We start from the raw sequence: 25,163 nt of genomic DNA, 5'->3' as shown, positions 1-25,163 counted from the left end.
CCCTTTTGTTTTACTACTAATTTTTAAGACCAAGATAATACCGTGCTGTCATGCTATATTTTGCATTGTCGGGTATTAAGGCCGAGCCGGTAAGATCAGGATAAAGCTTATTGAAAAAATCTGAATTTGATACGAGAAACCTTGAGTTCGGGAATATTACACTTCTTTCGGTTTCAACGGAGGCATTAAAGTCATTACCCCAAATGCTTATCTTACTGGTGTTTGCGTTATTGTTATCCAATATTCCACCCGGGCTAAATGTGTTAGTTGATATATTAACCGTATCTGAAAGCAATCCGTTTACCACTCGTGTTCCATACGAGGTGTTTTGAATGCCGGTAAACACCCTTGTAGCAGGCAACATACCGAATTTAAGATCGGTTAGTTGCGTTTCTTTTACAAAGGTGATATCGTATTTAATAATTACGCTGTCACGTTTAATGGTGTAGTACTTTTTTAACAAGGCCATTATGTTGTTGGGAGCATACTTATTCCATTCGTATAGATAAGTATACTGTGTAATGGTGATTTCGCTGCACTCTTTTTGAATTGATTTTTCCTCTCCTAAAAAGGCATTATCTACTGTTATCGTAAGTGGTTTATATTTCAATTCGGAGCCATGTACTGATCCACCTACGTGGTCTGGCTCTCCTGTTTTTTGCATGCCAAACTCCCACTCGCCAGATGAGCATAACTGGTTTGTACTCAAAGTAAAGATAAATGAACCCGGAGCACTTCTAAAAGCCTCGGCGCTCGATCTGAAATGCCATATATCATAATTACTTGCAGAAGAATCTGGATGTGTAGGATTGCCGCTCAGTATAGGCCCTTTTTGTTCGTGCCTTAAATTTAATTGTATCCACCTGTTGCTGTCTAAGCCGGTGCGCAAATAAATTTTCATTGAGGTGGCATTTTTTACCAATACCAATGGCGGCCCGTGAACCACCGTATTCGCTTTTAATTTACCTGATGTAGCGGTTTGTTCGTGGCTGCTGATGTCTTGCTTTTTGCATGCGCTAAATAATAACGCTAAAAGGACAATGAGTGATAGATGTGATTTCATTTTATAGTTTTTGGTTGATACTGTAAAACTAACCACGCAATAAGAAATTAATGAACGGCCTTAGTTATCAAAAAGTTAATAAAACAAGAAAGGCGCCCATTGAGCGCCTTTCTTGTTTTATAAGTTATGTATGATACTTATTCTAACTCTTTAGTAATTTCAGGTGATAAAGGTTTTACAGCCGAACGGTAACGGTGTATCAGTTTACCATTTTCATCTATCAGGAATTTCTCGAAGTTCCATTTTACCTCGCCTGTAAAGTCAGGGTTTTCGGCAGTAGTAAGATACTGGAACAGCGGGCTTATGTCATCGCCCTTAACACTTACTTTCTCGCTCAGCGGGAAGTTAACGCCATAGTTTTTTTGGCAAAAGGTTTTGATCTCGGCATTAGCGCCCGGCTCCTGGCCGCCAAAGTTATTGGCCGGGAAACCTACAACGGTTACCTTGCCTTTATATTGATCGGCAAGTTTTTGCAGCTCGGCATATTGCGGCGTAAAGCCACACTCTGATGCCGTGTTAACTATTAAAAGCTTTTTGCCTTTGTATTTAGCCAATGAAAATGGTTTACCATCAATATTGGTTAATTTAAATTCGTACACTGATGCCGCAGGTGCTGTGAACAGCAGGGCCAGTAATATCGTTAATACTTTCATGTTTTAAAATATTGATAAATAGATATATGACCGCTAAATTAGTTATTAAATGATCGCTTGTTCAAATAATAATCCTCTTTTTGTGTCATATTTTTTTTGTCGGCCGGTTTTTTATCGGTGTAGCCCAGCAGGTGCAGGGCGCCGTGTATAATAACACGGTGCAGCTCGTCGGTTTCGCTAACGCCAAATTTGGCGGCGTTTTCGCGGATCCGCTCAATAGAAATAAATATGTCGCCCACAATATCACCCTCAACCTCCGAGTTATCGAAAGTTACAATATCGGTATAGGTATCATGATCAAGATACTGTTGGTTTATTTGCAGCAGGTAGGTATCAGAGCAAAATATATAGTTTAACTCCTTCAGCTTATAATTCTCGGTTTCAACGGTTTCTTTTATCCAGCCTCTAACGGCTGTTTTATTCTTCAGTTTAAAAACAATATCCTCTTCAAAAAATGTAATAGCGGGCATTATATCTTAAAATGTAGCTCTAATTCGTTTCCACGGGTATTAAAAATGCACTGATCGGCAAGGTGCTTTATAATGTAAACACCACGACCTGTCAGTTTTTCAAGGTTCTCCTCGGATGTCGGGTCGGGCAGGTGCGAGTAATCAAAACCCTCACCTTCGTCGGTAACGGTCCATATAATTCGCTTACCGTCAACCTCGGCATTGATGATCACAATTTTCTCCGGATCTAACTTATTACCGTGTAGTATCGCGTTGATGAAGGCCTCATTAAGGCAAGTCATCATATTTGCAAAAGTATCGTCGCCAACATGGTATTTGTCGGCAATTTCTTCAATTAAAGTTTCAAGATGAGTTATACTGTCATGTTTAGATGGCAGCTGCAAGGTAAATAACTCGCCTGTTTGAACTTTATCCTGTTCCATGTTACTTTCCATTAAGTTGTTCAAAGTAGGTTTTTACTTTTTCTTTGTAATATAAGTTTAGTGCCGGCGATACTGTTCGTATCTGTTCGGTTTGTTTAGTTTTCAGTTGCTGGTAGTTCTGTAAAGCTTTTATATATCCCGGCGGCATATCCTTAGCGCTGTTGCTTTCGCGTTTATTGTCCTGATCACGCTGTTGCTCAGCCTTTTCTGCTTCAAGTAAACGAGATTGTATCTGCTGCTGTCTTTTTAGTGCTTCCTGGGTTATCCTCCTGTTTACGATATCGTTCTCAGTTTGTTCCATTTCCATCGAAATTTTATCCAAATTCCCCAAACCACCCTTACCATCCTTATTTTGTTCACGGTTCAATTGCTCAAGTGCCTGGCGTATAGTTTGCTGCTCGCGGGCCAGTTTTGCCAGCTGCTCGCTCATATTGCCCTGCCCCTCTTTTTGCATTTGCGGCTTATTGCCCTGCTGCTGCATCTGATCACGTGCTTTCTGCATGTTTTCGTTCAGCTGCTTTTGCATTTTGCTAAGCTGCGAAAGCGAAGGTTGTTTTTTCTTCCCTTTACCGGCCTTACCATTTTTAGCCGCGTTTTGCATTTGTTCTAACGCTTCGTTCAACATTAGTGCCAAATTATTCATGGCAGTCATGGCAAGCTGCTGGTGGCGGGTTGCTTCGCCCGTACGGCGGTCGCCCATGTTGCTTATCGCCTGCGTAATATGCTCGTTTATATCTGTAATTTCCTTATTAACTGTTGATTGTATTTGCGGTACACGTTTACTTAAAGCGTATAAACTATCCTCTGCCGTTTTAAGGTTATCTTTAATATCTTTTTGTTTTTGCGCCAGCGAAATATAGCCGGGATCAACGTAACTGATGCTTTTTAGCGTTTGCATCACCTTTTCCTGCCCGAAAGAGCTGTTTACCAGGTTCTTCAATAATTCGCGTAATTGCTGTATGTTGATGTTCTGTTCGCTCTCTTCACCATCCTGTTCCTGCTCCTGCATCTTTTTAGCCAGCTGCTGCATTTTTTGCGCGGCTTGCTGCTGCGCTTTTGATGCTTTGCTTTTGTTATTTTTATTTAAGCTTTCCTTGCTGTCATTCAGTGCTTTGTCTATTTCTTGTGTATCTTTTTCAGGATTTTCGAAGTTCATTTTTTCTTCGGCCTCCTGGTTTTCCTTGTTCAGCTCGTCCAATGATTTCTTAACGTCATCAAAATCTTTCTGCACTTTATCCTGTTTTTGCTGCAATTCCTGCTTGTTGGCATTGGGCTTATTCGTTTCTTCATTCAGCTTTTGCTGCTCATCGGCCAGCTTGTTCAACTGGTTAATATTTTGCTCGCGTTTTTGATCGAAGGCCAGTTTCTTGTACAGGTCGAGCACACGATCAAGTTCCTTCTTTAACGATTTATTGTCCATTTGCATTTTAGACAATTCATCCCTTGTTTCGTCTTTTTGACCGTTCTCTAACAATTGCTGTAATTTTTTTAGCAATTCCTGTGTTTTTGGGTCGAGCACGTTATTGAAAAGCTGCTCAATTTGTTGTTGCTTTTGTTTTATTTCGTCGGTTTGCTGCTGATTTTCGTTCCTGTTGTAAAGGTTCTTCTTGTTTTCGTCCTGAATATCTTTCACCAATTGGTTCAATTCGCGGCGTTTTTGCAGCAGGTCTTCCACCTGTTTCTTTTCATCGAATGACAGTGTGTTCTTATCCAGCAATTGCTGATTCAGCTTCTGCGATTCCTTTTCAACCTGCGCCGCCAGCTTAATAGCCAACTGCATTTTATCTTTAACCGATTGTGTGCCCGCGTTCAGCTGCTCTTCCATTTGTTTGGCATCGGGCACATCCAGGCTACGCTCGGGCGAACGGGTACTTTTAGGCCCGTTTACCGCGTCGTTATCGGCCACCTCAAAATAATAGATGATATGTTCGCCGGGTTTTATACCGAGCTCTTTCAGGTTCCAAAAATAAAAGAATCCTGCTTGCGAACCGTTCAGATCGGCCTTTACAGTCTTGGTAACCGCTTTTGGCTGCCCGCCCTCGGTGTTGGTTTTATAATGAAAGGTAAGCGATGAAAAGCCATGATCATCCTGTACTGTTCCGTTAAAATACAGCGCCTTGCTGCTTACCGAATCCTGCTTTTCTTCAACAGTAATGGCCGGTAGTTCGTCTGCAATAACATTGATGCGGTAGGCCGATGAATCGCCGTGTTTTACAAAATCGTTCTGCGGACGGATATTATAAACCGAGTTCTTGCTGATCTTTTCGCGATGCTCAAATACATCGGCATTATTGGCGCTTAACATTTGCTGCTTATCGTTAAGCGAAAAGGCCACTGCCGAAGCATGTTGCGTATGCAATTTCCAAGTAACTATAGTGCCCGCCGGAATGGTGAGATCGCCCGCGTTAGCCAGTGTTTCATTGGCTTTGTGCAGATAGGCAGGATATGCGAGGCCTACATCGAAATGTAACAACGACGGACGCTGATTCACCTTGATCTCGTAATTGGCGGATGTATAGCCATTGGCCGATAGCCTGAACGCTATATTTTGCTGTACGTTGCTGAACAGGTAATTAAAGCGGCTAATGTTATCTTTGTTCAGTTTAAAAGTATTGCCGTTGGTTTCAATATATACATCGGCAGGCAGTTTATTGCCCGCAAGCTTAAGGTCGAATTTAAAATCATCACCCTGGATAGCCGAAAGTGATTGATTGAGCACCACAAACTGAAACGGAGCCACGGGCGCAAAGTATTCGTTATGCCTGATGAGCCTTTTGGTGCTTTCGGTAAGTATAGATGGAGCCGCGAACGCGATGATGCAGATGACTGCGGCGGGCGGGATCAACCACTTCAAAAAGCGCCTGTTTTCGCCAATATTAATGGCCGATGGAAAGCTGATGGGCGATAGTTCGGCTATTTTCTGATCGATACCGGCCTCCAGCAAACGCTGCTGCCGCGGATCGTTCAGGGCTTGTTTTTTGAGTTGCAGCGTGTTCAGCAATTTATCATTAACGGCGTTGAAATGCTTGCCGATGATTTGAGCGGCATCATCATGACTTAATGTTTTACCCACATTTAACCAGGCCAGTAACGATGGAATGATCAACCACCCAATAAGCGCGACGTTAATAATGATGAAAACGTAGAAAAGAATGGAACGGAAAAGCGTATTGAAATTACCAAAGTATTCGCTAAGGGTTACGATAATGTAAAGCGAAAATAACCCGGCACCTAAGAAAATTAATCCCCTCAAGAGGTTGTTAAAATAATACCGCTTAATAAAGAGGTTTATTTTACCGATCAGAAGGTCATAATTATCAGGTGAATTCATACAAGTTGCCAAATGTAAGCCGTACTCAAATAGGTAAACGAAAATGTTTGATCAAATTGTACAGGATAAGGTTTAACCATGAACAACATTCCATTAAAGTTAATTAATCATGACATAATAAAGCAATTTATAAATTTATGATTAAAATTATATTTGTACAATGCCCTGTAAATTTAAATGCAGATAATATGAATAATAATATCAGTTGCCCGGTTGACCATGTGAAGGTGAACGAGAACAAGATTCGCGTTGTAGCATTACTGGTATTATTATGCGCCCTCGCCTATCTCGGCACCGGCATGCAGATCATCCCTGTTTTGCTGACCATAGATTTTTTACTGCGTGCCACCGGGCTGGAGAAATACAGCGTGTTGGCTTCCCTTGCAGGCATCATAGCAAACGCCGCCAACCTTAAAGTAAAACCGGTAGACCGTGCACCCAAACGTTTTGCGGCATGGGTAGGCTTCGTTTTTATGGCAGCAGTATATTTAGTTGATACACTGGGCTTGCACACCGCCGCGCCGGTACTGGCCATTATTGTATGCGTGTTTGCTGCGTTAGAATCTTTTGTAGCCTTTTGCGCAGGCTGTTATGTGTATCATTATGGTGTTAAAGTGTTGGGGGTTTTGAAGAAGGGAAATTAAAAGGATGCTCATCCGTTGAAAGGAATAACTGTAAATTGAGATAAAATCCGGAGAGACTGGTTATATTTATCATATAAACCAATTGGTACAGTCTATTTCCACTCGTAAATTAATATGAGCGTGAAAGATAAAATGTTTGCTTATCTCGTATTATAAGGCCGTATTCGAAACGGTAGCAATAGGGATCTGTGGTATCTTTACGGATGTTTTGTTCACGGGTAGTTCATCGCGGCTTATACCTTGATAGTACAACGAATTAAAATATTATATTTAAGGAATAGCAATATATATGATAATACCTAAATACTTATTAGATCAGATTAACGAAGGCAATGTTGTATTGTTTTTAGGATCTGGAGCTTCAGTGGGAGCAGTACATCCGAGTAATGATAAAATACCAATTGGTCAACGACTATCGGACTTATTAGCAGAGAAATTCCTAGGTGATGAATTTTTAAATCAGCCTCTTCAATACGTGTCGGAATTAGCCATAAATGAAGCTGATTTATTTACGGTTCAAAAATATATATCCGATATATTTAGAAAATTCAAACCTAATAAGCACCACAAATTAATCCCAACTTTTAACTGGAAGGCCATAATAACGACAAATTATGATTTGATAATAGAAGATGCATATGATAGTTTGCCTAACGCAAATCAAGAACTTGCTGTTTTTGTGAAAGATGGAGAAAGAGTTAGGGACAAAATCACTTCAACGAAGAGCTTGCCTTATTATAAAATTCATGGTTCAATTAATCATATCGATGACGAAAGCCTACCTCTAATCCTCACTCCGGAACAATTTATTACGCATAAAGAAAACAGGGAGAGACTATTTGGCCGGATTTTAGAGTTGGCTCGAGAGCATACTTTCCTTTTTATTGGATTTGGTTTTGCAGATTATGATATACGATTAATGTTACTAGAGCTTGAAAAGCTGAAGGATGGTAAACCTCGCTCTTATATGGTCGGTCCGTACATAAAAGATGAAGAGACGAGATTATGGGATAAACGAAAAGTTACATCTATTAAATGCGATTTTGAAGAGTTTTTAACTGAAGTTGACAAGCAGTTAGACTCAACCTTTAGGATACTTACTTTTACTAGACCAGTCAACGTTCATCCAATCTATAATAAGTTTGTAGTAAATATTAACGATGTTAAACCAAGTCAAAGCTTTTCGTCATTTTTAGAGGAGGATGTTGATTATATGCATCCCGCTCTGTCCGCACCAAGTACTGATCCGAAAGCTTTTTACAAAGGTTACTTTGAGAATTGGACACCAATTATTAATAATCTAGATGTTAGAAGGTCAATAATTGACGGAATATTATCCGAAGCCGTTTTGTCCGATATACATAATAATTCCATTTCACAAAACTTATTCTTAATTAAGGGATTTGCGGGTTCTGGGAAAACTGTACTGCTTAGAAGACTTGCATGGGATGCGGGCACAACTTTTGAAAAAATCTGTATTGTTTATAAGCCAAATGTATATATTAGATATGAGCCTATTGCGGAGTTATATAACTATTGCAAAGAAAGAATTTACCTCTTTATAGATAATGCTTATACTAATTCCGAAGGGATACAGCACCTTTTATTTAAAGCAAAGAAGGATAGATTACCCTTATCGATATTTGTAACAGAAAGAATAAACGTATGGAATACCGAGTGCGAAGAATTGGAAGGATTAGTAACCCAGGATTATCAGCTACGTTATTTAAATGACAAGGAAATTGTAGGTTTGATCGAGCTACTTGAAAAACATAACTCGCTAAATAGCCTTAAAAACAAATCGCTTTCAGAACGAATTGAAGCGTTTGCAGAACAGGCAGGAAGGGAGTTGTTGGTAGCGCTTTATGAAGCAACATCCGGCAAGCCCTTTGCACAAATTATTAAAGATGAATTTGAATCAATAAACAGTGATGCCGCGAAATCTTTGTATTTAACAGTTTCTATTTTGCATAGACTAGGAGCAGAATCAAGAGCGGGATTCATATCAAGGGTTCATGGCATTCCTTTTAATGAATTTAAAGAGAAACTATTTAAACCACTAGAGTTTATTGTGTTTGACAGAAGAGATTATAGAATAAACGATTATGTTTATCTCACCAGACATAAACATATTGCTGAAATTATATTTGAAGAGGTATTGGTTGATCCTCAAGATCGATTCGACGAATATCTTAGAATTATCCAACATCTTAATGTAGACTATGATGGGGATAGAACCGCATTCTTTGCAATGACCAATGCCAAAAAGCTTATGGTGATTTTTAATGACCCGAGCATGATCAGAAAACTTTATGAAATCGCTAAAGAGACGAGCAAAAACGATGCTAAGCTGTTTCAACAAGAAGCTATTTTTGAAATGACTGCGAAAGGAGGAAACTTAAAAAATGCTGAAAAATATCTGAACGAAGCACATGAGTTAAGCCCTAATGACCCTATTATATCTCATTCTTTTGCTGAATTTGCGTTAAAAATGGCTGAGCGAAGTAGACAAAAGCTCGAAGTAGAAAAGTATCTTAATGAAGCTCAAGATATAACTGAAAATTTAATTAGGCGCAATAAAGATAATCTACACTCATATCATACTCTTATTAAGATTCATCTTTTAAAACTTTCACCCATACTTGAAAGTAATGATACTCCAGCAATAGAGAGGTATGTAAAAGTAGTGGAGAAAGCACTGTCCCAAGCTAAACAAGTATACCCTGAACAACAATTTATACTAGAAGCGGAGGCAAACTTCAACGAACTTTTAAACAAAAAGCCCGAAGCCATAAAGTTACTTAATAAGGCGTTCGAATCAAATAAAAACAGTCCATTCATTGCTCTAAGACTTGCAAATATTTTTGAGTTTAATGAACGATATGATGACGGAATAAAAGTTTTAAAGGAAGCTTTGGCTATAAACCCGAGTGAAAAAGATTTGAATTTTCGGTATGCTGTATTGTTGTCAAAAAAGGAAGCGGTTGATTATAATGAAATTAAACACTATTTAAGACGGTCTTTTACAATGGGTGACAGTCGGTATCAGGCTCAATTCTGGTATGCAAGATGTTTATATTTATGTCACGAATACGAGGAATCCAAAAAAACATTTGATAGCCTTGAGCGCGTAAATGTTGATATTAAGATTAGAAATGAACCAAGGGGAATAGTTAAAGAAAATGGATTTCCTGTTAAATTTACCGGTCGGATAGTAAATACTGAAATGAATCATGGTTTCGTTAAGAGGGATGAAATTGGTGATGAACTTTATTTTTACAGATATCACGATGATTATGATAATTGGGAAGGCTTCAAACGGGGGACAAAAGTTGATTTTATCTTGTCATTCAATTATCGAGGGCCAATCGCATTGAGCCTTAAAAAAATAAATATTATTTAGTGAAGATGAAAAAAATTCAGGTTACATATATTTGTAGCCATTTTATTTGTTTTAAGCAATTGAAATGTGTTTCCACGCCACCATCATTCGGGATGTAGCGTAGTCCGGTATCGCGCCAGCATGGGGTGCTGGAGGTCGTAGGTTCAAATCCTGCCATCCCGACTTAAAAAACGAAAGCCTCCGTATCAAATGACACGGAGGCTTTCGCTTTTTATATTCATTACTGATTTTATCAGGTTGAAACTACTTGCAGCTTAGGTTTTACTATCGTTTTGCTTTTGCTGGGTTTAGCTTTTTTGAATTTGCGGCCATACCAAATTAGAAAGCCTGTTACAGGCAAGCTCGCCCCAATTAGTGCCGACAAAAATGCCAGCACTTTCCCCGGGAAACCCAGTATGCTGCCTACGTGAATATCGTAGTTCATTTTACGCAGCTTTTGCCCGAACGAGGCGCTCTCGTAGGGTACAGAATAAGCATCTTGCCGTGTTAATTCTTTTAGCGTATGCTGATCGAAGGTGTAACCTTGGCTATTGTAAAACTGCCCCTTGTTTGGGTAAACAGTAATATTGATAGCCGTTTTTACATGCGCGGTATCCGGAAAGCTGTAATAAAAGCCGGTTGATTTGGGATGCTTCGCAATCACTCTGGCCCAAGCGCCATCCATCGCTTGTTCGGGGGTATAAACCTTACCCCTTATAAGCGAATCAGATTCGAGCCTTTTAAATTCGGCCAGCTTATCACCGCCCGATGTTACCCAGTAAAGGCCTTCGCTATACCATTTAATACCGTACACCATACCAGTAAGCGCAATAGCCGCCAGCACCAACATGGCGTAAAAACCGAGCACATTGTGCAAATCAAGGTTAACCCGTTTAAATGATGCGCCCCATTTTATTTTGAAGCTCTTGTCGCGGGTGCTTTTGTTCCACTTTTTAGGGTACCACCAAATAAGCCCGGTAATAAGCAGTATTACAAATACAAGCGTACCATAGTTTACTATCGGCCGTCCTATTTCATACGGCAACCAAAGAAAGCGGTGCCCGTTCAGTATGAACCTGAAAAAATCGGTTTCGCCCTCTTTATGTACTTCTTTGCTGATCACCGCGCCGGTATAAGGGTTTATCTTCAGCAGGGTTAAACCACTGCGGCGATTGCCCGGTTTTGCCTTTGCCGATGCCAGGCTAAGGTTTATTGTTCTGCCCTGCTGGTAAAAAGCGTAGGCAGGCACCTTCTCGGGGTATAGCGAGGCGGCAATAGTAGTAAGCTGCGAAGGTTTAAGCACGGCTTTGTCCTGCCATTCTACCTTGGTTTCGGGTTCGAGCAGGTTGGTGATCTCCTCATTAAAAACCCATATACAACCGGTAAGGCAAACAATCAGCACAATGGCACCAGATATAAGGCCAAGCCACAGGTGGAGCCAGTTATTGATCCGTTTAAAAAGCGAATCTTTTTGCTTCTTCTTTGCCGGTGTTTGTGTTTTAGTTGCCATTGTGCTGTTATTTAATTTCATGCGCTTATTTAAACCTGTAGGTAACGGTTAACCTGCCGTTTCTTGGCATATCGTATATATAGGTATAGTAAGAAACAGAAGTTGGCGTTTCTGTAGCCAGCTTGGTGTATGATCCCTGGGTAAGCAGTCTGCGGTCGAGCAGGTTGTTAACCAGTGCAGATACGGTGATCTTACCTTTTTCATAAGAAATACCGGCATCATAACGGATATAATCGGGCAGGTTCGGGGTTCTTGAGTTTGAACCGGTAAAGCGGTCTAACTGTAACTGGTAACCACCCGAAATACCGAAGCCATCAAGTGTAGCGTGCGGTTTTCTGTAGCGGTATGATAACCATCCGTTAGTGATGTGCTTAGCCGTATTGGCTACGTAAGAACCTACCAGGTTTTTAGTTGGGTCCTGCGTATTATCTTTAGTAACCTTAGGGCTGGTGAAAGCATAGTTTAATACTACGTTTAGGCCCTTAACAATTTCACCATTAACATCAAACTCAATACCTTTTGATCGGATTTCGCCTAACTGAACTCTCCAGTTCTGGATAGGGTCTATGTGATCCAAATCGGGTGTAAGTACGTTTTTCTTGGTAATTTGATAAACTGCCGCGGTAGTGTTCCATTTGCCGCCAAACCAGTCTTTCTTTAAACCAAACTCAATGTTGTTACCACGAACAGGTTTAAATACATTTCCGTTGAAATCGGCTCCGGCTTGTGGCAAAAAGCTTTGATCGAACAACGAGTAAGCGCTGAAATCTTTAGTTATTGAGTAGCTCAAACCAAATCTCGGGCTGAATACGTCATCAGATATTTGCGCGGCATTGGTTTTACCAACAGTAACGGCATGTGTAAAACGGCCGGCCAAAGTAAGGCGCAGGGCGCCATCTAAAAAGCGCAATTCATCCTGCAAATAGGCACCCGTATAAGTTAAGTTGGTAGCGTAAACGTTTGAACCCGAACGATTCTGAATGCTTCTTGAACGATCGAAAACCGGGATGTTGGCCGCCGGGATACCGTATATAGGGTTGTAGATGTTAAAGGTAGCGTTGCCGGCTAATTGAAGATCGGCCAGTTGCACGCTCGAAAAATCGCCCCAGGTTTTTAAGTTACCCATATCAATACCGGCAAGTATGCGGTGTACAACCGGACCGGTGGCGATGTCGCCCATAATGCTTATCTGCGCGTTCTTGTTAATGGCAAGTTCCTCGCTGATGTTCAGGTTTCTTCTCATATCGCCATTTGGCGCTATCATGGTTGGCCATGGTGTGCCACCCAATAAACCATATTTTACATAAGCAGCCTGCGCGTTTAGTTTCCAGTCGCTGCTTAATTTGTGGTTAAAGTAAAGGGTTACGTTATGGTCGTAAAGTTTAGCCGGGTCAAGCGATGGATCGCCCAGGAAGAAGCTCGGATCAGTATCGGCGTATCCTTTCGGCGAAAAGCCATAGGTACCTAAAGCCTGCGCTTCAACATGCTGGGTAGTGTACTCGGCAGTAACCACGGTATTGCTGTCAACCTGGTAGCTGATCACCGGGGCAATAACGTATTTATCAGTATAGTTGTATTTGTTGTAGCTGCCTTTGGTTTGCGCGGCCAGGTTAAGGCGGTAAAGCAATTTACCATCTTTTGATAGTTTACCATCCAAATCAAGCGCTGCACGGCCCAGGTTATAACCACCGCCGCTAAAGCTTATCGAGCTGCGGTTTTGGCCGGTAGGCTTTTTAGTAACAATGTTGTAGATACCACCCGGTTCGCCATTGGCCATCATAAAGCCTGAAGGACCTTTTACAAACTCAACACGCTCAATAGTAGCGGCATCATCAGCCAGCGGACCCCATGGCATTTTAAGGTTCATGCCGTTTCTGAAAGCCGGTATGGTTGTACCACGGGTTGATATGTTGGCATATTGCGCATCCCAGTGGCCGGTTCTTATTGTTCCGCTCACGTTGCGGGTAATACCGTCAACCATGTCAAATACCTGCTGATCGGCAATCAGTTTGGCACTAACAACCTGGATGTTTTGAGGCACTTCAATAAGCGGCGATTGCAGCCTTAATGAAGGAGATACCTTATCTGTTTTGTACTTGTTTTTATTCGATTTTATCTGCACCTCTACCAGTTCCGATTGGTTTTCAGAAAGGGAGAAATCGGCAATTACGGTTTCTTTAGCTATTACATGGATCTGTTTTTCGGTAGGGCGTAAACCAACGGCAGTTACCATAATGGTATAGTCGCCTTCCGGAACTCGTTTAATATGGTATTCGCCATACTCATCAGTAATAGCACCATACTTTGTACCCTTTAGTACTACGGAAACCGCTTCGGCTATTGTACCGTCGGATGTGGTGATCCTGCCGCGTACGGTACCTGTTGGTTTTTCGTCGTCTGCTTTTCTGTGTAAATTTTTTTCATAGGCTTTTGATCTTTCGCCCGGTGTTTTTGAACCCGGGGTGGCGTTTGCTGCGAACGCGTAGGCACAGAGCGTACCTAATAGCAAAATTTGTTTAACTTGCATTACTTTTAATCGACATTAAAGGTGAGCCGGATTTTCCGGTTGGCCACACGGGTCCGAAACCGTGTGGCATTTTTTTTGGCAAAGTTAACTTTATTTAGAATAATTCCAAACAGCGCGGTGTTGCAAGAACACGGTCTTTCCAAAAAAGGTATATATTGTTCTTAAAGTCAGGTGGTTGTACTTTTAAGAAAATATCCGGAAAGCTTGGTCCTAATAAAAAAAACGATGGTTGGGTGTGTTATAATTAAATAACGAAATACTTTAACTTGCCCTAAAGTTTAATACAACTATTCAACATGAAAAAGCCTGCCCCGCTCCTGCTCTGCATATTGTTTATCCTGCTGTGGCAATTAAGTACTATTGCGCAAACTATTGAAGCGATAGTGCCGGTTGGTGGCAATGCCTGGGTTAACACGCCCGCGGAGATTACCGATGCGGGGTTGGTTAATTGGGCAGATAAGCAAGCGGCAGCCAGGGTATATTTCCGGGTATCTGTCGCCCAGCAAATACAGCTCGCGTTGCGGTTGCGGGTACCTGCCGGGAAAAGCAGCATCAGCGTTAATATTGGTAAGCGCAGGTTTGTAAAGGAGATAGGTAACAGCGCGTTTGATACCGTTGTTATCGGCAGTGTGAAGATTGATAAACCGGGTTATGTACAGGTCGACTTGCAAGGCATCAGTAAAACGGGTGGTGTTTATGCCGATGTAAGCGATGTAATTATAAAAGGCATACTACCGGGAACGGAACTCATTTATGTGAAGCCCGGCAGCTCCTATTATTTCGGCAGGCGCGGACCGTCGGTTCATTTAAATTATATCATTCCGCCTGCTATACAAAACGATGTAAAGTGGTTCTATAGCGAAATAACGGTACCTGCCGGTAATGATATTATTGGTTCTTATTTTGAGGCCGATGGTTTTGGGGAAGGCTACTTTGGGATGCAGGTGAATTCGCCTACGGAACGCCGGGTGCTGTTTTCGATATGGAGCCCCTTTGTTACCGACGACCCTAAAAGCATACCCGACAGCATGCAGGTTAAAATGCTGAAGAAAGGTACAACCGTGCATGCCGGCGAATTTGGCGACGAAGGCTCGGGCGGGCAAAGCTATATGAAATACCCGTGGCAGGCCGGTAAAGCCTACGGCTTTTTAGTTTGTGCCGAACCGGATAAAGCCACCAATACTACAACCTTTTCGGCTTGGTTTAAAGACATCTGCACTGGTAAATGGTACCTGATAGCGAGCTTTAAACGCTCCAAAACGTTTACGCGCTTAAAGCACCTGTATTCGTTCCTCGAAAACTTCGACCCGGAAAAAGGTGATAAAACCCGTATGGCCTTTTACCATAACCAATGGGCGGGCGATAGCGCCGATAACTGGCATGTGATAACCGAAGCCAAATTAACGGCCGACGCCACGGCGAACAGCCATTACCGTAAAGACTACGCCGGCGGACTAAAAGACGGCAAGCTCTACCTCAAAAACTGCGGCTTCTTTAACGATTTTGAACCGCTGTTGCAATTGTATAAACCTACGGCAAAAAGCATCCCTCCTGCTGTTGATTTAAAGGCATTGCCACAAAATTAATATCGGGGTGATAATTTATTTATCAGCAAATGTGCGTGTTGTATAATAATTGCAAAAAAAATGCGGCATACACCATACCAACTTATATATTTGCGCCCGCTGCAAAATACAATCATTAGCACTCGGGATGTAGCGTAGCCCGGTATCGCGCCACATTTGGGATGTGGAGGCCGCAGGTTCGAATCCTGCCATCCCGACGAATAAACAACAAAGGCTGCAGATCATTGATCTGCAGCCTTTGTTGTTTATTCCAATTCATTCAAGTTATATCAAAAGGGATGAAGCAGAATATTGGGTGCGTAATAGCATGAAATTAATGTTTTTGATCCCTTTGGTGGTCTTTGTGGTGTGTTTAAAAAACATGAAAAATCAACCTTTTCACATCAGTACGCCGATCAAATACCATAATTACCGGTTAATGCTTTTTTTTCTATGCTTTTAGCAAACAGCGGTGTTTCTTCATGATTATGCGCATCGGAGGCTACCTGGCGATCGTTCGCTGCCTGAGCGAGTGTAATGCCATGGGATTTAATATACTCTAAAAACTCCGGAGTTGCTGTAGCATGAATCTCGTTAGTGTACTCACAGCTATTGTCATCCAATTTGGTTGCTTTCAATTCCCATAAAACTTGAACTTTACTACGGCCATTTTCGGTTATTGCATCAGATACAGATAACATACGGCAATAATCCGGACGGTACTCAGTAGCTACATAATGTTGAATAATAAGTGCTGTGCCAATGGTTTCTACATTAATGGACATCGGTGTGCCATCCATAGTGCGGGTGAACCCAGCAGCAATGTGTGCGGTAGAGCAAGCCTGATATTCGGCATCCGGCAGATTAAACAGCCAGTCGGCGATGTCAATTTTTTCAGTGGGGGCATTGATGATGGCTTTAACGGTAGAATGAGAAAGTGTGTTTTCTGATGTTTGTTTAATTTCCATGATATTGTGTTTTTTATTTGATATAGCAAAGTTCGGAGGTGTATTATTATCGTCTAAACTCTTTTTTTCGATATAGTTGATAGTTAAAACCGATTATTGTTTATCTTTAATTTATGGAGCTTCGTCAACTGAAATATTTTATTAAAGCTGCCGAGCTGCAAAACTTCACGGATGCGGCAGGTATGCTTTTTATTACTCAAAGCACTCTATCTCAACAGATCAAACAACTGGAAGGTGAGCTAAAACTGCCGCTGTTTGACCGTATCGCCAAAAGGGTGAGGCTTACAGAAGCAGGTAAAGCTTTTTTACCGTATGCCCGTAAAACGGTTAAAGATGCAGAAGACGGCAAGGAAAAGTTGAAAGATCTGATGAATCTAAATACAGGTACTCTAAAGGTAGGTGTTACTTATGGGCTAACCGACCTGTTGACAAAAGCCGTTATTGATTTTACCGAACAGTTTCCAGAAATACAATTGCAGATCGGTTTTGGTACAACGAAGGGTCTGCTGCGCTCATTGGATGAGGGGAAAATTGATATGATGTTATCCTTTTACCAAGAGGATAAAAACGAAAATCATATTGTAGAACAGTTGTTTTCGGCCAGCCTGTCACTCATTGTACACCAAAGCCACCCGTTGGCAAGTAAAAAACAGTTGAGTATAAAGTCGTTGCAAGGATTGCCATTGTTGTTGCCATCCGGCGGATACAGTATCCGCAATTATCTTGATGGCGTATTAGAGAAGCGCCGTGTGTCACTCGATATAAGAATGGAAGTTAATGATATTAATACCTTATTACAATTGGTAAGCAGTGGTCGTTGGGCTACGGTGCTAATGGGATCGTCAGTATTTAATCATCCTGATTTAAAAGTGATTAAGATCACCGGCGAAGGTATGACGCGGTTTGGTACCATTACCTGGCCAAGTAGCGCGTACCGAAAAAAAGCCGCAACAATGTTATATAACTCCCTTGCTAAATATGCAAAAAACGATCATGTTGATGTCGTTTATCAGAAAGGTTAGACTTTTTGTTTCTTGCAGTTTTTTATGTTCTTATACTAAGCAAGCTTTTTCCGCAGCCATTTCCGAACCGGTTCATCGTACCATTTCAATGTGGCATAAGCCAAAATGATCGCCCCTATTAAAATTAGTAAGGCATAAGGCCAGGCCTGCACTATTGTTATGCCTTTATTGTTGTTGATCCAGGCTACGTAAAAGTATACCAGCGGGTAATGTACCAGGTAAAGCGGGTAAGATATATCACCCAGAAATTTGCATATCCTGTTCTCACTTTGAGTTTTTATAACGCCGCTGGCGCCAAGGTATACAATAAGCGGGAACACGATGATGATACAAACAGACTCATAAATGCCGTTCATCCAAAGATGCTCGGCACCGCCAATACGGGGCATATAAAGTACAATGGCTACCAAAAGGCTGCTCCATAAAAAGGCATTTTTAATTTGGGCCGGTTTTATTACACGCGAGAGTAGCAAGCCGGCAAAGAAAGGGTATATGGTACGGGTTATTCCAACGCGAACCTGTTCTACATTCAGTGTCCAGCCGCCGCTTACGTCGCCGTTTGTAATGGCCAGGTGCGCGAGTGCTACAGCAGAGATGGCTACTAAGATGCCTAATGCCGTTTTAGAGAGTTTCCTGATGCCGATTGCATAAAGAATGTTGGCAACGTATTCAAAGAACAACGACCATCCCACGCTGTTCAGTGGGTGCATCTCCTGCCAGCCGCGGATATCAAGCGATAATGGCACAGGCAAAATAGTGTAGCCTATCAGCATCACCAGCAGCATCTTCCAAACCGGAACTGTATGAATGAGCGGCCATATGGTAGAATCAGTATAATAGAACCCGATAGCGCCGAGGGTCATCCCCAAAACTACCATTGGCTGAAGGCGTTCGATACGGCGTTTGAAAAAGCTGCCAACGGTCATCTTATTCCAGCGGTCGTCATAAGCATAGCCTATTACGAAACCGGATAATAGAAAGAAGAAATCGACAGCGAGGTAACCGTGGTTAACCAGAATATCTAAATGGCCGGTAGCCAGTGGCTCGGCAAGGTGAAAGGTTACAACTATTATGGCCGCAACACCACGAAGACCGTCTAATATGGGGTAGTGTGGCTTGGTTGCCAGCGCAATATTGTTCATTAGTAAAATTGGATATACTGGTTATAAATTAAAACTGCCGCAAAATATAAAAAAAAACGAAAGGGAACCCGACCGGGCAGCACCAAAACGCAAATCATGAAAAATAACTGTACTGCTCCTTGAGGTTATTGAAGACAGGTTTATCTTGATTTTTCAACCCAAAAACGATTCAAAGTTTTATATTACATCCAATTATAAACCCAAATCGTATCCGATGAAAAAAGCTACATTTTGCTTTGCGGCAATATTGGTAATGGTGTCGAGTATTCAAGCGCAAACAACCATTGTTTTAAATGCCAATGATAAAGGCCGGGTGTTTGAAGGCATAGGTGCGGTAAGTGCCGGCGCTTCTACCCGCAACCTGGTCGATTATCCCGAAAAACAACGATCCGAAGTGCTTGATTTTTTGTTCAGGCCGAAATTTGGCGCGGGGTTTCAGCATCTCAAGGTTGAAATAGGCAGCGGCGAAAACTCCACCTGCGGCAGCGAACCTTCACACGTCGTTACACGCGAAGAGCTGCTTGACCCCAAACCCCGGGGATACGAATTTTGGCTAATGGCAGAGGCGCGTAAACGCAACCCGAAGGTGATATTAGATTGCCTGCCCTGGGCTTATCCGCATTGGGTTGGTAACCGGTTTTCGCAGGAGTCTGCCGATTGGATGGTTTCGTTCTTAGATGTTGCCAGGAAACAATATGGCCTTGATATCGACTGGGTATCTGCCGCGCAAAACGAAAACGGGACAGATTTAAATTGGATAGCCAACCATCTTCGCCCAACCTTAAATGCCCATGGCTTTTCAAAAGTAAAACTTCAGGCGCCGGATGATGACAGCGAATTTTGGCAGGTTTTCGACGAATTTGAAAAACACCGCGCGTTTGATAGTTTGATCAGCGCGGTTGGTTATCATTATGTTGATGGCCGTGAACCCTGGGATATCGACCAAAAAAACAACCACCCCGCAACGGAGAAAGCCAAACAATCGGGCAAGCCGCTTTGGGCAAGTGAAGAATGGAGCCAATCGGGACAGGAATGGGGCGGTAAAGGCGCGCTTTACCTGGCACGCCTGATGAATAAACTATACTCGCGCGACAGGATCACGAAATTCGAGATCTGGTGCCCGGTTGATGGCATTTACGATCAGATTATTTGGCCCAATACCGGTGCAATACAGGCCGATTCGCCCTGGAGCGGCCATTATACCGTGTGGCCGTCGGTGTGGGCGCTGGCACATACAACCCAATTTGTCGAACCTGGCTGGGTATATATGGACGCGGCCTGCGGGCAACTTAATACAGACACCTGGCGCGGCAGCCACGTAGCCATGCGGAACCCGAAGACCGGCGACTGGTCGGTTATTATTGTAACCGGGGAAAAGCGGAAGATAAAGTTAGCTATTGGTAACGGCTTAAAAACCGGCCCCGTTTATTTATGGAAGTCGACTGAAAAAGAACAGTTCATCAGGCAAAAACCATTGCGGCTAAACAAGGGCACGATAGAAATAACATTGGATGCTGATGCTATTTACACCATAACCAGTACTACCGGGCAAACAAAGGGCTCGTTTGGTACACCGCCGGAAAGTAAGCCCTTTCCCTTTCCTTATAAAGAAGATTTCAGCAGCTATAAGCCCGGCCAAACTCCGCGGTATTTTTCAGATCAGAAAGGCACTTTCGAAACTTACAAATACCCTAACGGCGGCATGTGCCTGGCACAGATCGTGCCCGATCAGGGAATTTTGTGGTATAATAACTGGTTATTGAAACCGCATACCCTGTTTGGCGATGCCAATTGGCAAAACTACAGTATTGATGGCGATGTGTTACTGGAAGGCGGTGATGTAGAAATTGGCGGGCGCTATGCCGACCGGAATAAACTCGGTCTTCGTTGGATCCTTACGCGAGATGGCAGGTGGCAGCTTAACTGGCAATATACCACACTGGCATCGGGACAAATAGAAGACTTTCAGCCCTCAAACTGGCACCATCTGCGTATGGAAATGAACGGCGACCAGGTTACCGGCTTTGTGGACGGCCATAAATTGGCGGCAGTTACCATTAAAGCAGGTTTAAAAGGAATGGCCTTTATTGCAAGCACCTACAACCGCAATTTATTTGATAATATCCATGTTGCGCCAATTGCTGCTGAGTAAGTTTATCCCCTACGCTCATGCTGTCACCAAATCCTTCAATTCGGCCGGAGGCAATGAAATGCTTACAGGTTTTTGCGATGGTATGGATACCGTTCTCTTAAAAAGCATTTGATAAATAACCGTGAGCCAAATCACCAAACAAGGCAATGCTTTTAACGCATAAGGCTTTATGAGTTGTTCGCGCCAAAGTTTCGGGAAAAGGTCGGTGGCGAAAAGGCTGCCGAAGTAAATGGCAAATATTAGCAAGATCAGTTCAAACAACTTGGCAGGTTTCTCCAGCGACATGAACCAAATGCCTATCCCGGCAAACGCGATAATATAGGTAACCAATTCTGATCCTGAGCTGAACAATACCGTGAACAACAATATAGATGATAATGAAAGCAGCCTGAACGATTGATCCTTATACCTGCTTATTCTTACATAAGGCAATGCCATCAACAACATGCCCCCGGCAATGAATGGTAAAGAAGGTAGTGTTTTGTCGTTAACAATACGCCTGACCATCCCGGCTAATGATACATCCTGGTACGGACTGGTCAGGTTCATTCCGTTTTTAGAAACAAGCGCGTTATACCAGTCGGCATAAGAGTGTAATATAAATTGGGGCGAAAAGAAAGCCATCGGTAACACAAAAAGCACTACAGCCCAAAATGCCATGCTTGCCATAAACTTCAGTTTTTGACCGGAGAAGAAAAAGAAAGCGATGCCAACTATGCCGTACAGCTTTACATACAAGCCCACCACAATACAAAAGGCCGCCCAAAAATCATTGCGTTTTTGTATAAAGGCCCAGCTTAAAATAATGAGCGCGGCCATTGCGCCATTGGTTTGAAATTCGATGAGTGAGGTATAAAGTTCCTGCGTGCAAATAAGGCAGATAATGTTTTTATGGGTTGTGCTAAGCGGTAATTGCTGAATGGCAAAAAACAGCAGGCACACGTTGAAAACCTGCCAGGCGTATAATTGCAAAACGTTTCCCAGTAGCGAAAAAGGCGCCATTATTAAACTGAATAACGGACCGTAATAGTTGCTGTCGTAATACAGGTTTTTGTATTCACCGTATAAATTGATGTGGTTTACCGCGTGGGTGAACGTGTTTTTAAATATGAGGTAATTATTGATGGCGTGCGCGTTGAGCCTGCCATGTGTTATAAATACGGCGATAGCTATCCATAAAATAAGAACAGGATACTGTTTTAATAAAAGGTCTTTTGTTGTGGCGAAGTGTTTAGCCCGGGGATGGGGTTTGCTAAACAAGTTTATTGAACCTACCATGAAATAGAGGGGGATTATTACTGTTTGATTTTTAAGATGTGTGACACCACGTTTCGCTCAATTTTTCGCAAGATTACACAATATGTATCATGTTTGTTACATTCTGTGCAATATTTGTTTTTAACTCAACCCATCATTATAATTCGGAAACTTATTGGAAAAAACACGGGGCTTTTTCAACCATAAGTTAACAGGAATGGGATGGCGTTATTGGTTAGTAGATAGAACGTGTTATTAGGGGAAAGGGCAACAGGCGGGAGCAAAAAAAATGACGGCCCAAAAGGCGGCCATTTTTTCAATTTAGATGCAGAATGTTGGTTCGCCTTAATTGGATATTCAGAACCGATAGATGGCTTGTAGTAATTTTTTGTTATTCAAATAATCTATTTGCTCGTTTGATGCAAATAAGAAATAATACTGGCCATAAACACCTCCAATTACGTTTAATAATTGGTAGTTGGGATAGTCCTTTTTGATAATATCTTTTATAAGGTAGTGGACAATTGTTTGGTCAAAATATCCGCGATACGTTTTTAATTCTATTTCATGAGTGTTTTGATCAATGATAAACGATATTTTAAAAGGCACTTCTGTATCGTCGTCAATATGATCGGGCTGCTCATCTTTTATATCGGTAAAGTTTAAAATGCCATGTGAAATTTCATTCAGCGTTTGTAAAAAAGTTGAATAAGGATATTTGCCCGACGTTACACTTTGCTTTGCAACTGCAACCAAATCCGGAAATGCAGCAATCAAATCTCCGGTGTTTTCGTATGTGTTATTATATATTTGGGGTGTTATAACATTAAGCTGCTCTTTACTTAAATGAGCCAACAAGCCGCATGCTTTAAAATGATGAATGGCGTATTCAATGTGTGTGTAAGAAAGAGGGTATCGATAATTCAAGTTTAATGAATAATGGAACAAAAATTTATTCTCCATGGAGCTATGCTCAAAAACATGCTCGTTCGCTTGCGCTACACGGCAAATAGCACGAAGGTCTTTATTACCCGCAAAAAGGGTTTTATTTAAAGTGCTAACCACGCTTGTAAAGCGGAAGCCGCAGCTATAATCGGCCAGTAACTGGTTAACAAGCTTTAATGTGTTCTCTAAAATAAGCAAGATCACATGCGCGGTGCGGTCCTCATCTACGGAGTAGGTATACATGTACTGATGTTTTCTTGCTCCGGTGTCAATAATTAGAGTAGTCTGTTTGTTATCGTAACTTGGCTCGCCAACAAAGTTTTCTTCAGTTATCGAAATATCCTCAATAGTAAAAGCGCTTTGATAAAATAAGGTGTTTAATACTTTAATGAGTTTTTTAAGCAGTTTCTTTGGCTTGCCTTGATAATCGTTTAAATTTATAAGCTGACAACAAAAACTGTACTTGAAAAAATCAAAAAATGTGTCAACGTTTCCGGCTTCAATATCTTTTTTTAGCTTCGCTTTTTTTTGATGATGTAACATGCCATCCTGACCAAACTGCTTCCTTCCGCTCAATAAACTCATAAATTCCAGCTGTTTTTCAATAGTGAAATGCCGGTAAAAAGACATTAGTTCTAACGATAGATAAAGAGCGCCTAAATAGCTATGCTTATGGTTTGGTAAAGGAAATTGCTTTAGCTTTTGATAAACAACATCAGCAATTAAATTGTGGTTCTGCAATATATCCAGCAAGGCCAGGTAGTTTGTGGTATCGTGTTCAATACCTTCAATATTGTAATCGCCGAATGGATCCATTGAAAAATGGAATCCACCCTCAGTTGGGCGGGTAAACACCTTGCTTTCAAAAAACAGGTATAAAATATTCAAAGGAGAATCTGGTTGGTTAAAACTATTCTCCAATTTGGATGCGTCTTGCTTATCAACAATGCCCGCTTCAATAAGGTCGGTTACTAACTTCATTATAGGTTGAAAACACCAAGTTAGTTAAAATATATTATCATAAACTTTTTAGTACTTACCTTTAGCGCTAATTTATAAACAACAAACTATGGGACTATTTTCCGGCCTGCTGGGCAATGCAGGTGTAGCCGATCCGAAAGATCTGATAAAAGATTACTCCAATTTACTGGCAGATGGCGAATCTATAGAAATTGGTTTTAAGCTGATCCGTGATGTGTTCATCTTCACCAATAAACGTTTGATATTGGTAGATAAGCAGGGTATTACCGGTAGCAAGGTTGAATACCTGTCGGTAGCTTACCGCAGTATCTCCAGGTTCAGTGTTGAAACTTCGGGCCATTTTGAACTGGATGCCGAATTGAAGATATGGGTATCGAGCGAGCTTAACCCGAGCATCGTTAAAAAATTCAATAAGCAAGTAAATATTTACGATCTGCAACGCATTTTGGCGCAGCATGTACTATAATAAAAAGCTTCAAAATAAAGCAAAGCCGGGCCGCACAAGCTACCCGGCTTTTTTGTAACAAATAAGTGCTAAATGCTTTAGTTATTTGGTATTTACAAAATATTGTACTAATTATGCAATCGATTGCATTGGCTGATTTTAACGTTTGTTATTTAGAATGAATCAAAATATATAGTATTTTGATTGTAAGTACAATGTAAAACTTATTATTGAGTTTTATTGACGTTTACAAATCCCAAAACAATTAACAGTTAAAAACAATTATGAAGAAATTATTAACCATCCCTGCATTTTTGATGGTGCTTATATTAACAGCACCGGCAGTAAATACTGCTTATGCGCAGCAAAAAAAGGCGGCTAAAAAAGCGCCAGCTAAAAAAGCCGGTGGTGCAGCTGATATAGCAGCCGGACAAGCCCTGTTGTCAAAATCAGATTGCCTTACCTGCCATAAGCTTGATGTTAAGATAGTTGGCCCGGCATATAAAGATGTTGCCTCACGCTATCCTGCAACTGATGCCAACATTGCTATGCTTGCTAAAAAAGTAATTGATGGTGGTAGCGGTGCCTGGGGTCAAATCCCGATGTCGCCACACCCTAACGTAACTCCGGCCGACGCTAAAAAAATGGTTAAATACATTTTGTCGGTTAAGTAATTAACGTAAC

Annotated in this window: 18 protein-coding genes and 2 tRNA genes; 9 read left to right on the top strand and 11 right to left on the bottom strand. The window is 41.6% G+C overall.

What is annotated here, in order from left to right:
* Positions 1-16 precede the first annotated feature (16 nt).
* The 5 genes from AC07NA_RS12480 to AC07NA_RS12460 all read right to left on the bottom strand — a co-directional run bounded on the left by AC07NA_RS12480 (position 17) and on the right by AC07NA_RS12460 (position 5,861).
* Positions 17-1,063 (bottom strand): hypothetical protein, encoded by a 1,047-nt coding sequence (locus AC07NA_RS12480; protein ID WP_494897883.1) that lies wholly within the window; start codon positions 1,061-1,063, stop codon positions 17-19.
* A gap of 137 nt (positions 1,064-1,200) precedes the next feature.
* Positions 1,201-1,716 (bottom strand): glutathione peroxidase, encoded by a 516-nt coding sequence (locus AC07NA_RS12475; protein WP_345213678.1) that lies wholly within the window; start codon positions 1,714-1,716, stop codon positions 1,201-1,203.
* Between the two features lie 38 nt (positions 1,717-1,754).
* Positions 1,755-2,186 carry an rRNA maturation RNase YbeY gene (gene ybeY / locus AC07NA_RS12470; protein ID WP_494897882.1) on the bottom strand — a complete coding sequence of 144 codons (432 nt, stop codon included), beginning with the start codon at positions 2,184-2,186 and terminating at the stop codon, positions 1,755-1,757.
* Positions 2,186-2,620, bottom strand: coding sequence for an ATP-binding protein (locus AC07NA_RS12465; RefSeq protein ID WP_494897881.1), 435 nt, complete (start codon positions 2,618-2,620; stop codon positions 2,186-2,188). Before AC07NA_RS12465 ends, ybeY begins: the two co-directional genes overlap by 1 nt.
* A complete protein-coding gene (locus tag AC07NA_RS12460; protein WP_494897879.1) occupies positions 2,610-5,861 on the bottom strand; it encodes a DUF4175 family protein in 3,252 nt (1,083 codons plus the stop codon). Before AC07NA_RS12460 ends, AC07NA_RS12465 begins: the two co-directional genes overlap by 11 nt.
* A gap of 266 nt (positions 5,862-6,127) precedes the next feature.
* Here AC07NA_RS12460 and AC07NA_RS12455 point away from each other — a divergent pair, with 266 nt between their 5' ends.
* From AC07NA_RS12455 to AC07NA_RS12445, 3 genes are all read left to right on the top strand, one after another.
* The gene (locus AC07NA_RS12455; RefSeq protein WP_494897878.1) at positions 6,128-6,583 is read left to right on the top strand and encodes a DUF4395 domain-containing protein; all 456 of its coding nucleotides are present in this window, start codon (positions 6,128-6,130) and stop codon (positions 6,581-6,583) included.
* Between the two features lie 289 nt (positions 6,584-6,872).
* Positions 6,873-9,986, top strand: coding sequence for an SIR2 family protein (locus tag AC07NA_RS12450; RefSeq protein WP_494897877.1), 3,114 nt, complete (start codon positions 6,873-6,875; stop codon positions 9,984-9,986).
* Positions 9,987-10,074: 88 nt separating this feature from the next.
* A tRNA-Pro gene (locus AC07NA_RS12445) sits at positions 10,075-10,148 on the top strand.
* Positions 10,149-10,218: 70 nt separating this feature from the next.
* Here the strand turns inward: AC07NA_RS12445 and AC07NA_RS12440 are convergent.
* Together AC07NA_RS12440 and AC07NA_RS12435 are read right to left on the bottom strand one after the other, a co-directional pair.
* Positions 10,219-11,475 carry a PepSY-associated TM helix domain-containing protein gene (locus AC07NA_RS12440; RefSeq protein WP_494897876.1) on the bottom strand — a complete coding sequence of 419 codons (1,257 nt, stop codon included), beginning with the start codon at positions 11,473-11,475 and terminating at the stop codon, positions 10,219-10,221.
* 25 nt (positions 11,476-11,500) lie between these two features.
* Positions 11,501-14,002: a TonB-dependent siderophore receptor gene (locus tag AC07NA_RS12435; protein ID WP_494897875.1), complete on the bottom strand. Its 2,502-nt coding sequence runs from the start codon at positions 14,000-14,002 to the stop codon at positions 11,501-11,503.
* A 296-nt stretch (positions 14,003-14,298) separates the two neighbouring features.
* On the opposite strand from AC07NA_RS12435, the gene AC07NA_RS12430 reads away from it, so the two are divergent.
* Both AC07NA_RS12430 and AC07NA_RS12425 read left to right on the top strand, forming a co-directional pair.
* On the top strand, positions 14,299-15,588 hold the full coding sequence (locus AC07NA_RS12430) for a DUF3472 domain-containing protein (RefSeq protein ID WP_494897874.1): 1,290 nt from the start codon (positions 14,299-14,301) through the stop codon (positions 15,586-15,588).
* A gap of 123 nt (positions 15,589-15,711) precedes the next feature.
* A tRNA-Pro gene (locus AC07NA_RS12425) sits at positions 15,712-15,785 on the top strand.
* 198 nt (positions 15,786-15,983) lie between these two features.
* Here AC07NA_RS12425 and AC07NA_RS12420 read toward each other — a convergent pair.
* Positions 15,984-16,535 carry a hypothetical protein gene (locus tag AC07NA_RS12420; protein ID WP_494897873.1) on the bottom strand — a complete coding sequence of 184 codons (552 nt, stop codon included), beginning with the start codon at positions 16,533-16,535 and terminating at the stop codon, positions 15,984-15,986.
* A gap of 113 nt (positions 16,536-16,648) precedes the next feature.
* Here AC07NA_RS12420 and AC07NA_RS12415 point away from each other — a divergent pair, with 113 nt between their 5' ends.
* Entirely contained in the window at positions 16,649-17,557 is a 909-nt protein-coding gene (locus tag AC07NA_RS12415) for a LysR substrate-binding domain-containing protein (RefSeq protein ID WP_494897872.1), read from the top strand.
* A gap of 35 nt (positions 17,558-17,592) precedes the next feature.
* Here the strand turns inward: AC07NA_RS12415 and AC07NA_RS12410 are convergent, their stop codons facing one another.
* Entirely contained in the window at positions 17,593-18,699 is a 1,107-nt protein-coding gene (locus AC07NA_RS12410; protein WP_494897871.1) for an acyltransferase family protein, read from the bottom strand.
* 214 nt (positions 18,700-18,913) lie between these two features.
* Between AC07NA_RS12410 and AC07NA_RS12405 the strand changes: the two genes are divergently transcribed.
* Complete coding sequence (locus AC07NA_RS12405) at positions 18,914-20,851, top strand: hypothetical protein (protein WP_494897870.1); 1,938 nt, start codon at positions 18,914-18,916, stop codon at positions 20,849-20,851.
* Between the two features lie 15 nt (positions 20,852-20,866).
* On the opposite strand, the gene AC07NA_RS12400 is transcribed toward AC07NA_RS12405, so the two are convergent.
* Complete coding sequence (locus AC07NA_RS12400; RefSeq protein WP_494897869.1) at positions 20,867-22,129, bottom strand: glycosyltransferase family 87 protein; 1,263 nt, start codon at positions 22,127-22,129, stop codon at positions 20,867-20,869.
* A 336-nt stretch (positions 22,130-22,465) separates the two neighbouring features.
* Positions 22,466-23,974: a hypothetical protein gene (locus tag AC07NA_RS12395; RefSeq protein ID WP_494897868.1), complete on the bottom strand. Its 1,509-nt coding sequence runs from the start codon at positions 23,972-23,974 to the stop codon at positions 22,466-22,468.
* Positions 23,975-24,122: 148 nt separating this feature from the next.
* Between AC07NA_RS12395 and AC07NA_RS12390 the strand changes: the two genes are divergently transcribed.
* Positions 24,123-24,500: a PH domain-containing protein gene (locus AC07NA_RS12390; protein WP_494897867.1), complete on the top strand. Its 378-nt coding sequence runs from the start codon at positions 24,123-24,125 to the stop codon at positions 24,498-24,500.
* A 263-nt stretch (positions 24,501-24,763) separates the two neighbouring features.
* Entirely contained in the window at positions 24,764-25,153 is a 390-nt protein-coding gene (locus AC07NA_RS12385; protein WP_494897866.1) for a c-type cytochrome, read from the top strand.
* Positions 25,154-25,163 lie beyond the last annotated feature (10 nt).

Source organism: Mucilaginibacter sp. GW821-FHT07G05, assembly GCF_059418565.1.
The sequence above is the reverse complement of the archived record's forward strand: the minus strand, read 5'-3'. Positions and strand labels throughout refer to the sequence as shown.

Bases quoted from the DNA above. Each gene is read 5' to 3' on its own strand.
- AC07NA_RS12480 (WP_494897883.1), bottom strand. From the start codon at position 1,063: ATGAAATCACATCTATCACTCATTGTCCTTTTAGCGTTATTATTTAGC.
- AC07NA_RS12475 (WP_345213678.1), bottom strand. From the start codon at position 1,716: ATGAAAGTATTAACGATATTACTGGCCCTGCTGTTCACAGCACCTGCG.
- ybeY (WP_494897882.1), bottom strand. From the start codon at position 2,186: ATGCCCGCTATTACATTTTTTGAAGAGGATATTGTTTTTAAACTGAAG.
- AC07NA_RS12465 (WP_494897881.1), bottom strand. From the start codon at position 2,620: ATGGAAAGTAACATGGAACAGGATAAAGTTCAAACAGGCGAGTTATTT.
- AC07NA_RS12455 (WP_494897878.1), top strand. From the start codon at position 6,128: ATGAATAATAATATCAGTTGCCCGGTTGACCATGTGAAGGTGAACGAG.
- AC07NA_RS12450 (WP_494897877.1), top strand. From the start codon at position 6,873: ATGATAATACCTAAATACTTATTAGATCAGATTAACGAAGGCAATGTT.
- AC07NA_RS12440 (WP_494897876.1), bottom strand. From the start codon at position 11,475: ATGGCAACTAAAACACAAACACCGGCAAAGAAGAAGCAAAAAGATTCG.
- AC07NA_RS12435 (WP_494897875.1), bottom strand. From the start codon at position 14,002: ATGCAAGTTAAACAAATTTTGCTATTAGGTACGCTCTGTGCCTACGCG.
- AC07NA_RS12430 (WP_494897874.1), top strand. From the start codon at position 14,299: ATGAAAAAGCCTGCCCCGCTCCTGCTCTGCATATTGTTTATCCTGCTG.
- AC07NA_RS12420 (WP_494897873.1), bottom strand. From the start codon at position 16,535: ATGGAAATTAAACAAACATCAGAAAACACACTTTCTCATTCTACCGTT.
- AC07NA_RS12415 (WP_494897872.1), top strand. From the start codon at position 16,649: ATGGAGCTTCGTCAACTGAAATATTTTATTAAAGCTGCCGAGCTGCAA.
- AC07NA_RS12410 (WP_494897871.1), bottom strand. From the start codon at position 18,699: ATGAACAATATTGCGCTGGCAACCAAGCCACACTACCCCATATTAGAC.
- AC07NA_RS12405 (WP_494897870.1), top strand. From the start codon at position 18,914: ATGAAAAAAGCTACATTTTGCTTTGCGGCAATATTGGTAATGGTGTCG.
- AC07NA_RS12400 (WP_494897869.1), bottom strand. From the start codon at position 22,129: ATGGTAGGTTCAATAAACTTGTTTAGCAAACCCCATCCCCGGGCTAAA.
- AC07NA_RS12390 (WP_494897867.1), top strand. From the start codon at position 24,123: ATGGGACTATTTTCCGGCCTGCTGGGCAATGCAGGTGTAGCCGATCCG.
- AC07NA_RS12385 (WP_494897866.1), top strand. From the start codon at position 24,764: ATGAAGAAATTATTAACCATCCCTGCATTTTTGATGGTGCTTATATTA.